Below are 15630 nucleotides of genomic sequence, written 5' to 3'. Positions count from 1 at the left end.
TAACTTTCTCTTACGCTCGAATTCTATCAGAAGTTAAGCAGTTTCTTGTGTATTTGCTTCGGATTCGAGCCGCAGTTCAGGCGGACGCTGTTTAAATCCTTTTGTCAGGAAGAACAAATATATAAGCCCAAGAGCAAACCAAATGCTTCCCAACACTTTAGAATGAATATCCAAGTTCAAAAGCAGCCAAAAATCCAGCACAGCCCCGATTCCCGGCAGAAGCAAATATAATAGGACGCCCTTTATGGACCGCCTTTTTTGACGAATAAAGTAATAATAAATCACCGCAATATTTACACTGATAAACGCGATAAATGCTCCAAAATTAATAAATGAAGCGACCAGCGTCAGGCTGAGCACAAGTGATAGAAGAGAAAGGCCGCTGATGATAAGAATGTTATTGGTCGGCGTTTTGTATTTAGGATGCAGTCTGCCAAAAAACTTTGGCAGCTGGCCATCACGGCCCATTGCAAACAAAACACGCGATGCACTTGCTTGGGATGACATCGCCGAACCGAAAACAGTAAAGAAATAAACGGCCAGGAACATCGAAGCCAATGTTTTGCCTCCTACGGCAGTTATTATTTCGTGGGAAGCAGCATCTGCATTTGTAAACGTTGTATAATCCGGCCAGACATGATGTGCAAAGTAGGCAACCGACATAAAAATGGCGCCGCCGACAAGGGTAATAATGAATACGGCTTTTGGTATCGTTTTCTCGGGTTTGATCGTTTCCTCTGCAAATGCGGTAGCAGAATCAAATCCCAAGAATGAGAAGCAAAGAAGAGCAGCACCCGCCACGATATAAGAGAAAGAGTACTCAGGATTGTAGAAGGGCTCAAAATTGAAAATGGTGCCCGTTCCGGCTCCGCCCATGATATCTTTTGCCGATAAGCCGATAAATATAACGATGAACAGCAAAGAGAAGATACTAATAAATGCATTGGCCATGGTGGCCAGTCTGATTCCCCTTGCATTGACAATTGTAACCAATAATAGCATCCCCAAAATCCAAACATAGCTTGGGATGGCAGGGAAGGCCGCCGAGAAAAAGATTCCAAACAACAGATAATTCACCATCGGGATAAAGAGATAATCCATGAGAATGGCCCAGCCTACCATAAAGCCAACGAACGGGTTCATTGCTTTTTGTGTATATGCATAAGCAGAGCCTGCCGATGGTACTACTTTTGCCATTTGACCATAACTGTAAGCGGTAAAAAGCATGACGATTAATGCCAATAAATAAGATCCTGCCACCATTCCGTGGGATAATTCAGCTGCAACTCCATAAGTGCTGAATACGGTTGCAAGAGCCATGAAAGAGAAACCAAAAAGCACTACCGGCAGAAGGGTAAGGGATCTTGTCATTTTGTTGTTTTCCATGATGCTCACTCCTGTTGTTATATGGATAATTCTTTATTTTTGACCGAATCCCCGCAAGGGGGATTTCGGATTTTTTACTTTTGAGCAGTTTCCGCGGATCTTTCAAAAACAATTTGACCATCAACGATGGTTGTCTCGACATTTGTTTCTAAAATTTCGTGCTCAGGGATGTCAAACAAATTTCGATCAAGGATGACCAAGTCTGCAAGCTTTCCTTTTTCGAGTGTTCCTAATTCATTTTCGCGGAACACACTGTATGCCGATCCGTAAGTGTATGCCTTCAATGCTTCCGCAAGCGTTACTTTCTCCTGTTCATTCCATGTGTCTTTCAGGGAATAATCCTTTCTTGTAACGGCATGATACAGGCCCAGCATCGGATTTAATGGAACGATCGGGTAATCACTGCTGTACGGCATGACGTTGCCTTCATTAAAAAAGACAGCGTTTGAATAAAGGTAAGGGAATTTATCTTCAGTGACTCGTTCGGTATGGCTTTCCCTCGGCATGAGCGCCATGTGGTAAGGCTGTACGGAAGGAATGACCCCCAGCTTTTTAAACCTTGGAATATCTTCTGGTGCAACGACTTCAATGTGCTCCAGAGTATGGCGGGCATCCCGTTTGCCATTTTCTTTTTGTGCATGTTCATACAAATCAAGCCCCATTCTTACTGCACCGTCGCCGATCGTATGAAACTTTATTTGATAGCCTTCTTTGTCTGCCGCAGTCACCCATTCTTGAAGCTGTTCCTTAGAAAAGCCGGTCTCCCCCCGGGTTTCAGGCCTGTCTTTGTATGGGTCCAGCATGTAAGCTGTATATCCTGTAACAACGCCATCGATAAACTGCTTTAAGCCGGCCATTTTCAATTTGGAAGAGTTGAAGGATTCTTTGAATTTCCTCGCTTTTTCTAAGTCGCCGTTCAATGGTGGATAGACATGCAATCTTACAGTCAATTGGTTTTTGCGGTCAAACTCTTTAAAAACGGAATAGCCCTCAAGCTGTTCATGGGCACGGCTTAAGTAAAGATCGCTTACCGATGTCACTCCCTGGCTCACCGCGTGGTCAAGAAATGACTGAAGCATTTTTCTTTTTCTTTCCTCAGAAAAGTCATAGGCATATTTCCCAATGAGGGACATGGCCGACTCAATGAGAATTCCGGCAGGATGTCCGCTTTCATCTTTGTATACAATTCCATAGTCAGGGTTTTGGGTGTCTTTCGTAATTCCCGCGGTTTCAAGCGCTTTCGTATTTACCCAGCCATAATGGCCTTCTGCATGAATCAGAAACACCGGTCGGTCAGGAATGTATAGATCAAGGTCGTGGCGGTCGGGAAAATCTTTATTTCCCCAAGCTGTGTGATCCCAGCCGGTTCCGATAATCCAATCTGCCTCCGGATGCTCATCTGCATAGGCCTTTACTTTCCTGGCAGCATCTTTGGCAGAAGTGGTATCGCTCAGTGGAACGGCATAGTAGTTAAATAGGCTTCCGGCCATGACATGGACATGGGAATCGAAAAAACCGGGCATAACCAGTTGATCTCCAGCGTCAATGATACGTGTGCTTTCGCCTGCATATTTTTTCACTTTGTCAGGGCTGCTCACCTCAATGATTTGGCTATCCTTTACCGCAATAGACAAATGTTCAGGGTGATCTGTTAAGCCAGTAAACACAGCGGTACTCTCTATAATGATATCCGCTTTCAATTTGCTTCCCCCTCACTTTTTCAGTGTCTATGTTAAATATATTGCAAAAAGCATGCCAACTCAAATAAGTTCGTGTGGCTCAAAAAATGTGGACGGATTCCGCTTGTTAAAAGGATTGGGGACACCTCATTCTTTTAATGGCATTGCAATTATGCATAAAATTATTCATTATTGAATTATTTCATTCTGGTAAGATAGAACAGCAAAGGGAGGCTTCCCGAGGGAGCCTCCCTTTCGATACGAAATGATCCTTTGATCAGTGGACTGTATTTCTATAGAACATTTAAGCAGGCTGTTTAAACTGCCTCTTTACTGGTATAGTTGTCCAGGTCGTTCGGTTTTGTCATCAGTGAAACAACCACTGTTAAAATGATGGAGATCGGCAATCCCAAGAATACCGGATGGATTCCGAATGGATGTCCTGCCAATTGCCAGCCTACCGCTACGAATAAGCCAACCCACATACCTACTGTACCGCCAATTTTTGTTGCTCCTTTCCAAAAAAGGCCGAAAGTGACCGGTGCAACCAAAGCGGAAACGAGCATCGCTGTTCCTGTTACCCACAAATCAACAAGATTGGGGATATAAAGAGCCAGTACCAAAGATAAAAACGAAACAAGGATTACGGACAATCTGCTGTATTTTAACAGTTTCTGGTCATCTTGAACTTTCATTCGCGGTCTGATGACATCGTTTACGATCGATGAGGCTCCTGCCATGAAGAATGAGTCAGCTGTAGAGATGACTGTAGCCAATAATGCGATAATCATGACGATGACCATCGGGAAATTGAATACATGTTCTGAAATGGCGTAATAGGCCAGCGTTGGATTGATTTCTCCCATGTTTAAGCCATATTTCCCCGCAACGCCAATCATAATGACAAAAATTCCAGTTACAAGGGCAAGAATAATGGAAATCCAATAACCGATTGAAGCTGTTTTCACATCTTTTGCTGCCCAAAATCTTTGCCACAGATCTTGTCTGACAAATTGATATCCTCCAATTGTCAGCAGGTAGACCAATACTTCTGCCGTAGAGATGTTAAAAATGCTTAAGTTGGCTCCTTCACCTAATGCCGCTGCATTTTCGGAGATTTGACTCCAGCCGCCTGAAACAATAATTACCACAACAAATAAAATAAAAATACCAATTGTCTGAATAGTTCCGTGAAAAGCATCTTGCCAGATAACGGACTTCATGCCTCCATAGTAGGTCTTGAGTGATAACATAATCCAGCTAACAATAATACCAGTGGTTATACTAATACCAACAGTCAAGTTTAAAATCGTGGCAATTGCAATAAATTGCATACCTGTAATGGCACTGTAGGCAATTAAAATACTGATGACTGTCGGGAAGCGGGCACCTTCGCCAAACCGCAATGTGGTATAGTCGGCGATTGTAACCATATCGTATTTTTCCCCGTATGCGCGAATCTTCTTAAGGAAGAAGAACATCATAAAGACACCTGTGATAAAGATACTGAAATTTAGCCAATGCTGCCCCATACCGAAACTATAACCATTTGTCATAAACCCGAGCAGTGTAGAACCGCCAATCGCAGTTCCAACGAAAGTCAGTATTAACGGGAACATAGATACAGATCGGCCAGCGACGTTATAGTCGTCATACGTTTTAATACTCTTTTTGTTGATATAAAAAGAAATGGCGAAGAGAAATAAGAAGTAAAAGATAACAATTCCGCCTAAAATCGATTGTTCTTGCGAGCTAAACATTTTGTTTCCCCCTTAGGTGTAGTTTTAAAATTATGCTTTACTGAGCATTGGCTCTTCTTCAAACACTGTGTCTCCTTCGACAATCGTTTGAATGACTTTTATATCTTTGATGGTATCCTGATCAGCTTGAAATGGGTCCTGGTCCAATACAATAAGATCAGCATATGTCCCAATGGATAGTGAACCGATTTTGTCTTCATCGAATCCCGAATAGGCAGCATCCACAGTGTAGGCTTTGATGGCATCCTCAACAGCAATGGATTGAGAGGTACCAAGCTGCTGCCCGCCGATCGTTTTGCGGGTAACGGCTGAGTAAATACCAAATAGCGGATTTCCGTCACAAACCGGCAGATCGGAGTTACCCGGGGCAGTGATGCCATGTTCCTTAAAGGAAGCGTGCGGGAATACATACTCTGCGCGTTTATTTCCAAGGTTGGAGAGATAGCTGTCGCCGATGGAATAAATGAAACCGATGGATGATCCGGCAATCATTCCATGCTGTGACATCAAATGCAGATGCTCATCTGTTGGAAGAGCGCAGTGCTCAATGCGGTGGCGCATAGGTTTGTTTTTTTCTGGACTATTCGCCTTTGCAACCGATTTAACAGCCATATCAATTGCCCGCTCTCCGATTCCATGGATGGACACCCTCATATTGTTTTGGATGGCTTCTTCGACGAGCTTGTCTATACGCTCTTGCTGCATATATAAAATTCCGAAATTGCCATCTTCGTTTTCATAAGATTCCTGAACAGCTGCTGTTCTGCCGCCGACGCTTCCATCCAGCATGTACTTCAGACCCTGGATGTTTAAATGGTCATTCCCATAAACGCCCTCTAAACCAAGGCCGATGGCTTCATCCTGAACACCGGTCCATCCCATCTGGTCGACTGCCCATAACCACATCCGTACTTTCATGCGAAAGTCCGGTTCTTTTTGCAATCGCTGGTAAACTAAAAATTCTTCTTTTGTTACCGCCATGTCATGGATTGTAGTAACGCCCCATTTAAAAAACTGCTTTTGGGCTTCCAACATCGCTTCCATAAGTTGCTCCGTCGTAAAGGAAGGGACTGCAAATTCCATCATGGCATTTTCTTGGATGAGGCCGCTTGGTTTACCGGTTGCCGGATCGATATGAAAGTGTCCGCCTTCCGGATCTTTTGGCTTTTCTGGAAGACCGCTCACTTTAAAGGCCATTTGATTAACCACTGCGTTATGAACGCATGTCCTCTTTAAAAAGACAGGGTGGTCCGGGGCAGCTTCACTCAGCTCATCTATTGTTGGGAATCGCTTTTCTTTTAATTTGCTGTCATCCCAGCTCATGCCGGTAATCCATTGTCCTTTTGGTGTAATGGCAGCCCTTTCTTTTACTGCATCCAGAATACTTTGGATATCAGGGGTGACTTCCGGCCGCAAGTCAAGTTGATAAAGATTAGCGGCAAAATGCAGCGGGTGAGCGTGGCTTTCTATGAAGCCAGGCAATACTGCTCTTCCTTCGGCATCCACAATTCTGGTGGAAGGCCCCTTTAATTGGCGGGCTTCTTCATTAAAGGCCAACACTTTCCCATCTTTCACTGCGATGGTATGCGCTTCCGGGAATTGATTATCCATTGTATAGATATTGGCATTCCTAAGAATCAAGTCTGCAAACATATATAAAACTCCTATTCTTGTTGTGTATCATAGAGGCTATTCATCAAATGTACCAAGTGCCGGCGGGCACTAAATAGATGCCCCGGCTAATTTACATATGGAATGCAAAAGTACATTTGCACCTTTTTCAATGGCATCCTGACTTGTGAATTCTTCCTGGCAATGACTTTTTCCATCGGCACTCGGAACAAAAATCATGGCTGTTGGAGTGATTTCGTTCATATATTTTGAGTCATGCCCTGCTCCGCTGATCATTTTTTGACTGCTATATCCGAGTTCATTGGCTGTATCTGCAATAGTCTCAACCAATCGAGTCGAAAAATGGCTGGCGGAGGTTTCCCAAATTTTTCTTGTTTCAATCTTAACTTGTTCTGCTGCTGCAGCAATACTTATTTTTTCTATGATCAGTTTGCTTAATTGTTCTTTCACTTTATCATCTGAATGCCTGACATCAACAGAGAAAATTACTTCCCCGGGAACACAGTTGATGGAATTGGGTTTAATCTCTATTCGTCCAACTGTTGCCGTAGCTTCTTCGTTTTCAGTGATGACGGTTTCGCGGATCAGTTGAATGAGTTTTGATGCAGCATAAAGTGCATCTTTTCTCATGCTCATTGGCGTTGGTCCTGCATGATCCGATTGGCCGGTTATTTTCACTTCAAGCCAATCCATTCCCTGAATCCCCGTTACCACTCCAATATCCAGCCCCTTATGTTCAAGGACTGGTCCTTGTTCAATATGAAGTTCAAGGTAGCAGTAACTTTGTTGAATACGGTTACTTTCTGCACCGAGATAGCCGATCCGTTTTAGTTCATCCAGGAATGTTCGTCCTTCCCTATCCGTCCGGCTGTATACAAAGTCTTTGTCGAAATGCCCTGAAAGCCCCCCGGCCCCCAGGATGGGCGGTTCAAACCTGGCTCCCTCCTCATTTGTGAAATTAATGAGTTCGACAGGCCTGTCTGTTTCGATTTGAGCATCATTCAGTGTTCGTATTGCTTCAAGGCCGGCTAAAACACCCAATATACCGTCGTAACGTCCGCCTTCCGGCTGTGTATCTAAATGTGAGCCAATAAGAACCGGAGGAGCGTCAGGATTCTTTCCTTCTCTTCTTCCATAAATGTTTCCGAAGTCATCAATGCGAACCTGTAAACCGCTGTCTTTTAACCATTGAACATATTCATCTCTCATCATTTTATCTTCATCCGTTAATGCCAGGCGGCAGATGCCTCCTTGGGACAGCTTTCCAATTTCACCGCTATGCTCAAGCGTTTTCATAAGACGGTGAATATCAATCTGTACTTTTTGTTTAATCATGCTGAAGACCCCCTATATAAGAAAACGTATTTTTTCTGACTCATTTTTTATAATTGCAATTCGCGTGCCAACTTTTTTATGTAAATAAAGCACTATTTCGCTACATTTTTCTTTATATTTGGGGGCGCTTACAATTTTTTTGACAAAATTGACTCAAATTTTCTTTGTTTTGAGTTATAATTGACTCAAACAGATGGCGGAAAAGAGAGAATCTTGATTTTTTGAGTCAAATTTAATTCAAACTCTGACTACCATTCATAATTTCATTGAAAGGGTGCTGAAAATTGATAGATATTCAGGAACTTTTGGATCATCCTTATTTTTTAAAGATATTAAATGCCGTTTCTGATGGCGTTTTAATAGCAAACGGAGAAGGAGAAGTCCTGTGGTTGAACAATGCCTGCGAGACGTTTACGAATCGGCCGAGGTCTACTATTATAGGAAAAAATGTTTATTTACTGGAAGAGCAGGGTGTGTTTGTACCATCAGTCACGAAAATGGTTATTGAAAAACAAGCCGCTGCAAGTACTGTTCAAACACCGGATGGTGATAGCCGATTGAGGTTGATTGTTTCCGGACATCCCATTAAAAATCAGAAGGGGGAAATTGATTATATAATTGCCCAAACCAAGGACATCACTGAAATTGTAAAAACAACATCTGAACTGGAAGAGACACAATCTTTGTTAAAGAGGTATACGCAAGAAATTATGAGAATGAATTATGAAAAAAATACGGTAGAGTCCTATTTTTTTGAATCAAGGAGCGACATATATAGATCGCTGCTAAATATTATTGATAAAATCGCACATACGGAGTCAACGGTATTATTGGGCGGAGAAACAGGTGTAGGAAAAAATGTCATCGCCAGAAGGATCCATGATTTAAGTGAGAGAAGCGGTGCTCCTTTTATCGAAATCAACTGCGGGGCGATCCCGGAATCTTTAATAGAGTCAGAGCTTTTTGGTTATTCAAAAGGGGCGTTTACCGGGGCAAACAAAGGGGGGAAAGCCGGATTGATCAAAATGGCGGATAGTGGAACTCTATTTCTTGATGAAATTGGTGAGCTGCCTCTCCATCTGCAATCCAAGCTGCTTCAATTTTTGCAAAGTAAAAAATATCTGCCGGTCGGCTCCACGGATTATCATTCGTCTGATGTACGGGTAATTGCTGCTACAAACTTGGATTTAAAGGAAGAAGTAAAAAAAGGAAATTTCCGTTCTGATTTATATTATAGGCTGAATGTTTTGCCTCTCCGTGTACCTGCATTGCGGGAACGAATAGAAGATATCCCGGGACTGGTTCAATTCAATTTAGAGAAATATAATAAAAAACACAAGAGGCAATGCCATATTACCCCTGACGCCATACAGGATCTGCAAAATTATGAATGGCCGGGAAACATCCGGGAACTGGAAAATCTGATAGAGCGGTTAGTCATTATCACCACAGGTGACAACATTTCTTCAGAACATTTACCGTCCTATATTAGAACGGAAAAACAACAAACTTTTGCATTGGGAGATTTTGAGCAGGGGGATACTTTGCCGGAGATCCTTGACACTGTAGAAAAAAATATCATTTCAAAAGCATATTATCAATTTAAAACAACAAGAAAGACAGCAGAGGAACTCGGCGTGACTCAATCATGGCTGATGAGACGTCTGAAAAAATATAACTTGTCCAAATAAAGATCAGAGAGGAGGGACTCCTGCCAGTGCCTCCTGTCTATTCTGTTTTATACCATCGGGTCATATCCTGCAGCAGCATTTTCTGTATGTTCAGATTTTAATGTAAAATGCCATTTGGCAGGATCGAAATCCTGAACCGCTTCCTGGATTAACTGAATATCCTTTTCTGTAGGAAGCATCTCTGGGGCATTGGCATCATGGAATCCTCCTAGGTAGTCCTCAATAGATTCAATGGATTGGCCAATCGGAATCGTGATGCTCAGCTCACCATTGGAAATGAAGATGGAGCGGTTGATAACATGAATATGGAAACGTTTGTCTAAAAATGTGGCGGCAAATTTCAGCATTTTTGTGGTTATGGGTAATTCACGTCCACAAAAATCACAAGTAAACCCCAACATGAGATCCGGCAGATCTTTTGCTTCAAAAGCAGTTTGGACAGGAAAAGGGAGATATGGGCCAGAAAGGCCGGGAGATGTAAAAAAATGTTTTTTTAATAAATTTTTTTCGCATGTTTTACACCCGACAACAATTTTTGATTTCATTTTTTCACCTCATTATAATAAGCATTTTATTATGTATATCACTCATAGCCGAATCGATGGAAATTGAAACTTTTTCATGAAAAATCATTTTATTAAAATGCAGGAGATTAAGTAAGCGTTTAAAAAAGTGTTGACAGAAGACCAGTCCGCAATTATGATAATAGTAGACGTACAAAATTTACTTTCCGGATTAATTACCTTTTTTCGGTTCAGGTAAAATAGTGCGCAACCTTATCACAACACATCGTTTAATAGAAGACTGCCGACTCTGTTAGCCGCGGCTGCAACCGCGGGACAAACGCAGAACAAACCAGTCATGTATCCATCCTTTTCTATGGTAAGAACGGGTGGGTCATGACTGGTTTTTTTTACGCCGGTTTTCTGATTAACGGACAAATGATTCTTAGGAGGAATAGGAACATGTGTCTCGCTAAATCAGGCTGTAAACTATGCGGCAACTGCAAAGGATCTAAAGCGGCAAAAGACGAAAAGAAAAAATGAGTGAATGAAAAGAGAGCAGAGATGCTCTCTTTTCATTTTGGTGCACTTTAAATGGTTCAAAGCAGAAATGAATTACAGGCATCCTGCAAGTTTTTGTATGATGAGTGATTACGAGTAACCGGAAAAGTATCAAGTGCCCGATTAGGGTTCAGTCGTCCAAAACAGACACAGGAGAGCCTCCTCGAGTACCCGATTAGGGTTCGCTCGTGCAAAACTGTGACTGGAGAGAGCCTCGAATACGGATTCGGGTTCAAACGTGCAAAACGGTCACTGGAGAACCTCAAGTGCCAGAGATGGAGGACATCGTACAAATGGTCACTGAAAAGTTAGCGATGATGGGAATATATATACGATGAATGATTGTTCCTTCATGTTTGTGTATCGATCCCTTAAACCTTTCACTGCCGCAGCGGGAAAGCTTTCCTGTCCATCCGGTACATTGTCAATGTATCGTATAAACAGCAGGATCCGTGAACCGTTAATAAATTCCGATTGCGGCCTTCATAAAAAAGCCTCCGCACCAGCTGCGGAGGCATATGATCATTATATTTAATTTTCTTCTTTTGATTTTCCTTCCTCAATTGCCGTCATGGCCAGTTTTTGCAATGTCATATCATCCATCGGCGGATTGTGCAGCCCGGCACGGACATCTCTGTAATACCGCTGCAAAGGATTGGAAAGCTGCAGGCTTTTTGCTCCCACGACACGCATCGCTTTATCAACAATTGCAAGAGCTGCATTCGTAACCGTATATTTAGCGACCGACAGTTCGTTTTTAATATATTGTCTGCGCTCCGGATCGTCATATGCTTCGGCAACATGATAGATCACATGACGTGCTCTCATCAGCTCAAGTTCAATTTCACCCAGCAGACGCTGTACATTGGGGAGCTCGCTGATCGTTCCTTTGATACTGTTGGGTGAATGGGTGTTGGCAAACTGGATGGCGTAATCCCTTGCTGCCTGTGCAATGCCCAGATAACAAGCCGGAATATGCAGAGCCCATCCATTGATTCGGCTGCCGCGCGGCCCGACGCTGCTCTCTACGAGCATGAAATCGTCAACTTGGACATGATCCAAGACCAGATCGTGACTTTCCGTTCCTCTCATGGCCATTACGTCCCACGTTTCGTCAATGGATAAGCCTTTGGTATCTTTGTGAAGCAGGAAAAATCCGATAGATTCTGTTTCTTCAATCCATACGGAAGTTAAAAAGTAAGTCAGGGCAGGGGACATGGAAGTGTATCCTTTCCGTCCGGAAATCACCCAGCGTCCATCTTTTTTAACTGCTGTTGTTCCGGGGCGGCCGCCTCTTGTCGGGCTTCCGGTTTGCGCCTCACTTAAAGCGCGGTTAACAAGTGCACCATCCAGCACCTCTTTGGCAAAAAAGTTCAGCCGGTCCTCTGACCAGAGCTTTTTCTCATAGAGTTCCCCAATGGTTCCCATATGCCAGCCGATGGAAAGGCCGGTAGCTGCGTCAAAACTGGCAATGGTTTCTTGAAAAAGCACCATATCGTATACGCCAATACCTTCTCCGCCGTATTCTTTTGTTAACGGCAAGCTGGTATATCCCATGCGAACAAGCTCCTGCATATTTTCCATTGGAAACTTGGCCTGTTGATCGGTTTCTGCAGATTTGCTCTTGAATGCTGCTTCTTTTTCATATAATCGATCAAGCCATTTTTGCTGAAAGTCTGTTTTTATAAATAAATCCTTCATCTTTTCACCTCTATGTCAAAAGTGCGTACGATACATTATTCCTACTTGTTTTATCGGTTTTAATCATATCTAACTAACTTTTTACCGTCAAGCTTTTATTCATTATATATAAATCTGTGAATATGTTTAAATTCACACTTTACAACTAAGAATAGTTATGTTAATCTTTGGATGCAATTCAAATCTTACTGTTAAAGCAGGGAGTCTTGATGATTAAGTTACGAAATATTAAAAAACAATTTAAGCATAACCAAGTGTTAAAAGGGATTGATCTTGATGTGCAAAAGGGTGATGTTTTAGTCATTGTCGGCCCGAGCGGATCAGGTAAAACGACCTTGCTCAGATGCATGAATTATTTAGAAAAACCCGACGAAGGAACTATTGAAATCGATGGTTTTACGGTAGAAGGGTCCCATGCCTCCAAGGGTGATATTTTGGCATTAAGAAGAAAAACGGCAATGGTTTTCCAGCACTATAATCTTTTTAAAAATAAAACAGTTATAGAAAATGTCATGGAAGGGCTGATTGTCGCTAAGAAAATGCCAAAGAAGAAGGCTAAAGATATCAGTCGCGCATTACTTGAAAAAGTAGGTTTGGCTGAGAAGGTGGATGAATATCCGTCTCAGCTTTCGGGCGGTCAGCAGCAGCGTGTTGGGATTGCCCGGGCGTTAGCCTTAAACCCCTCTGTCATTTTATTTGATGAACCGACCTCGGCATTGGACCCGGAAATGGTGGGGGAAGTGCTGTCGATCATTAAGGAAATTGCTGAAGAGGGTATTACAATGGTTGTCGTTACTCATGAAATTGATTTTGCCCGTGAAGTGGCAAACCGTGTCATTTTTATGGATGAGGGACATATCGTTGAACAGGGGACACCGCAAGAAGTGTTGATCCACCCAAAACATGAGAGAACAAAAAGATTTTTAAGAAGATTAACAAAAGAACAAGATTTTGTTATTTAATTTTGTTATTTTAAAGGGAGGAATTAGGGATGAAAAAGGTATGGAAAGGAGCCTTGGCACTCGCAGCACTTTTATTGGTATTGGCGGGCTGCTCTCAAGGATCATCTTCAGAAACGGAAGATGGGAAGAAAGTGATCAAAGTGGCGATCAGTGATGAGGTGAACCCGCCATTTTTGTATGCGGATGAAAACAATGAACCGATTGGTTATGACATGGATTATATGAAAGAAATTGAAAAGAAACTGCCGGATTATGAGTTTGAATATATTTGGGGAGAAGAAGAGTCCAATTTGGTAGGTGTGGACACCGGAAAATATGACCTTGCCATCAACTGGTTCTTTAAAAATCCTGAAAGAGAAGAAAAGTTTCTTTATCCGGAACATGAATTCGGATACTCTTTGACATCACTGGTTACTAAGACAGACAGGGACGATATAAAAACATTGGATGACATGGTTGGCAAAAAGTTTCCGCCGGTTTCACCAAGCGGAGGACTGCGTGCGATTTTAAATGCGTACAATGACCAGCATCCGGATCATCCTTTAACGTTGGAAAGCATGGATTCGCCATCCAATGCAGAAAACCTCAAAATGGTAGATAAAGGCCAGGCGGATGCAATGTTCATCAATGTGACGACGTTTAATGAAATACAAAAAGAATTGGATTTGGATTTGAAAGTTGCTGGCATTATCTCAAAAGAGCCTATTTATACTGTGTTTAATAAAGATCATGAGGAATTGGCAAAAGAGTTTGATCAGGCTACTCAAGAATTGATAGAAGATGGTACACTATCAGAATTGGCGGAGAAGTGGTTTGGTGTAGACTTTTTCCAAGATTTGGAGTATATCAATGAAGAAGGATTTCAATTTAACAATTAATCCTGCATTCCGTATTGAGGTGCTTGCCGCCTCAATACGGATTTTCATTAGGGGGTGAATGCGAGATGTATTCAGGGCTTTCCGGCTGGATGGATTTATTTATAAAAGTATTGCAAAAGCTTCCGCTAACCTTATTGATGCTGGGATTGTCACTGTTTTTTGCAATTATCCTGGGAGTACTGATTGCCGTCATTCGGATACAGAAACAGCCGGTACTTTACCAATTGGCGACTTTTTATTTATCATTCACAAGATGTACACCGCTGCTTGTGCAGTTATTCCTTGTGTACTTTGGCCTGCCGCAGCTGCTGCTTGCTTTTAACATCGATATTAACAGCTGGGACCGGCTCGTATTTCTAGTCATCGCGTTTTCTTTCCATACAGGGGCCTATTTGTCAGAGGTATTCCGATCTGCCTACCTGGCCGTCGGGGAAGATCAGCTGGAAGCTGCATACAGTGTAGGTATGAGCTATCCTCAGGCGTTGTTTCGAATAATACTTCCACAAGCTTTTGTTGTATCTCTGCCGAATTTAGGCAACAACATCATCGAATTGTTGAAAGATACATCCCTTGCTTTCACGATTGGAATTATCGATATTATGGGGCAAGTTCGAATTATTCTTGGGAATAATCATGGAATGGGTATGTTCCAAATTTATGTCGTGATTTCGTTGGTATATTGGGGGACTTGTATATTAATAGAAAGTATTATCGGTTATCTGGAAAAATTATTTAAAAAAGGCCGGGTCAGTTTATCCCGGCAGTAATAGAAGGGAGGGGCGGCATTGCTTTCGTCAATTATCAACCTGGAATTTGCCATTGAACACTTTCCTGAAGTATTAAAGGGAGTCCCTGCCACAATGGCTATCACCGTTGTAGCCATGTTTTTCGGACTCATTGCAGGCCTATTGATTGCTTTATGCAGAATTTATAAAATTCCGGTGCTGAACCGTTTGTTCATTATCTATATTTCCTTTATCAGAGGCACACCGCTACTTGTCCAGCTGTACGTGTTTTTTTATGGTGTACCGGTGTTATTGGAGTTTGTGAATGAAAAATGGGGAACCAGCTTTGATCCGACAGGGATCTCGCCGTTAATTTATGCTTTTATTGCCTACACCATTAATACATCGGCATACCAGGCTGAAATCTTTCGATCTTCCATCAATGCGGTCAGCGCCGGTCAAATGGAGGCAGCACATTCTGTGGGCATGACGACAGCGCAGGGAATGTGGAGGATTATTTTACCGCAGGCATTTGTCGTGGCCCTTCCCAATCTGGGAAATACCTTTATTGGCCTGATTAAAGCGACATCCCTGGCATTTGCTGTAAAAGTAGTTGAAATTTTAGCTATAGCCAGGATCATTGCCAACGATGGATATAGATTTCTGGAGATGTATTTAGTAGCCTCCATTATCTATTGGGTCCTTTCTTGGATATTTGAAGTCTTATTTGCAGCTATTGAAAAGAAAATGAGAAGATATGAAAAGCGGGTCGAAGGGCAGGCAGCCTGACTTTAACTGAATAGCATGTAATAGGTGC

The 15630-nt window shown here is 42.4% G+C and carries 12 protein-coding genes; 5 read left to right on the top strand and 7 right to left on the bottom strand.

The genetic code is table 11. From position 1 onward, the window contains the following. Positions 1-33 precede the first annotated feature (33 nt). From ACFSCZ_RS11830 to ACFSCZ_RS11810, 5 genes are all read right to left on the bottom strand, one after another. A complete protein-coding gene (locus ACFSCZ_RS11830; RefSeq protein ID WP_380774140.1) occupies positions 34-1386 on the bottom strand; it encodes an APC family permease in 1353 nt (450 codons plus the stop codon). A 74-nt stretch (positions 1387-1460) separates the two neighbouring features. Then, the gene (locus ACFSCZ_RS11825; protein WP_380774139.1) at positions 1461-3086 is read right to left on the bottom strand and encodes an amidohydrolase; all 1626 of its coding nucleotides are present in this window, start codon (positions 3084-3086) and stop codon (positions 1461-1463) included. Positions 3087-3382: 296 nt separating this feature from the next. Beyond that, the gene (locus ACFSCZ_RS11820) at positions 3383-4825 is read right to left on the bottom strand and encodes a sodium:solute symporter family protein (RefSeq protein WP_380774138.1); all 1443 of its coding nucleotides are present in this window, start codon (positions 4823-4825) and stop codon (positions 3383-3385) included. A 30-nt stretch (positions 4826-4855) separates the two neighbouring features. After that, positions 4856-6478 carry an amidohydrolase gene (locus ACFSCZ_RS11815; RefSeq protein ID WP_380774137.1) on the bottom strand — a complete coding sequence of 541 codons (1623 nt, stop codon included), beginning with the start codon at positions 6476-6478 and terminating at the stop codon, positions 4856-4858. Between the two features lie 69 nt (positions 6479-6547). Then, positions 6548-7792, bottom strand: a complete 1245-nt coding sequence (locus ACFSCZ_RS11810) for a Zn-dependent hydrolase (protein ID WP_380774136.1) — start codon at positions 7790-7792, stop codon at positions 6548-6550. A gap of 284 nt (positions 7793-8076) precedes the next feature. Between ACFSCZ_RS11810 and ACFSCZ_RS11805 the strand changes: the two genes are divergently transcribed. Then, complete coding sequence (locus ACFSCZ_RS11805) at positions 8077-9483, top strand: sigma-54 interaction domain-containing protein (protein WP_380774135.1); 1407 nt, start codon at positions 8077-8079, stop codon at positions 9481-9483. Between the two features lie 47 nt (positions 9484-9530). Here ACFSCZ_RS11805 and ACFSCZ_RS11800 read toward each other — a convergent pair whose 3' ends face one another. Both ACFSCZ_RS11800 and ACFSCZ_RS11795 read right to left on the bottom strand, forming a co-directional pair. After that, positions 9531-10028 (bottom strand): hypothetical protein, encoded by a 498-nt coding sequence (locus ACFSCZ_RS11800; RefSeq protein WP_380774134.1) that lies wholly within the window; start codon positions 10026-10028, stop codon positions 9531-9533. 1050 nt (positions 10029-11078) lie between these two features. Next, positions 11079-12248, bottom strand: a complete 1170-nt coding sequence (locus tag ACFSCZ_RS11795) for an acyl-CoA dehydrogenase family protein (RefSeq protein ID WP_380774133.1) — start codon at positions 12246-12248, stop codon at positions 11079-11081. 209 nt (positions 12249-12457) lie between these two features. Between ACFSCZ_RS11795 and ACFSCZ_RS11790 the strand changes: the two genes are divergently transcribed. From ACFSCZ_RS11790 to ACFSCZ_RS11775, 4 genes are all read left to right on the top strand, one after another. Then, positions 12458-13210, top strand: a complete 753-nt coding sequence (locus ACFSCZ_RS11790; RefSeq protein WP_380774132.1) for an amino acid ABC transporter ATP-binding protein — start codon at positions 12458-12460, stop codon at positions 13208-13210. Positions 13211-13239: 29 nt separating this feature from the next. Then, positions 13240-14088, top strand: coding sequence for a transporter substrate-binding domain-containing protein (locus tag ACFSCZ_RS11785; RefSeq protein ID WP_380774131.1), 849 nt, complete (start codon positions 13240-13242; stop codon positions 14086-14088). A 65-nt stretch (positions 14089-14153) separates the two neighbouring features. Next, positions 14154-14855, top strand: a complete 702-nt coding sequence (locus tag ACFSCZ_RS11780; RefSeq protein WP_380774130.1) for an amino acid ABC transporter permease — start codon at positions 14154-14156, stop codon at positions 14853-14855. A gap of 18 nt (positions 14856-14873) precedes the next feature. Beyond that, on the top strand, positions 14874-15602 hold the full coding sequence (locus ACFSCZ_RS11775; RefSeq protein WP_380774129.1) for an amino acid ABC transporter permease: 729 nt from the start codon (positions 14874-14876) through the stop codon (positions 15600-15602). Positions 15603-15630 lie beyond the last annotated feature (28 nt).

It is taken from the genome of Siminovitchia sediminis, assembly GCF_042680885.1.
In the GTDB taxonomy this organism is placed as follows: Bacteria; Bacillota; Bacilli; order Bacillales; family Bacillaceae_C; genus Siminovitchia; species Siminovitchia sediminis.
The sequence above is the reverse complement of the archived record's forward strand: the minus strand, read 5'-3'. Positions and strand labels throughout refer to the sequence as shown.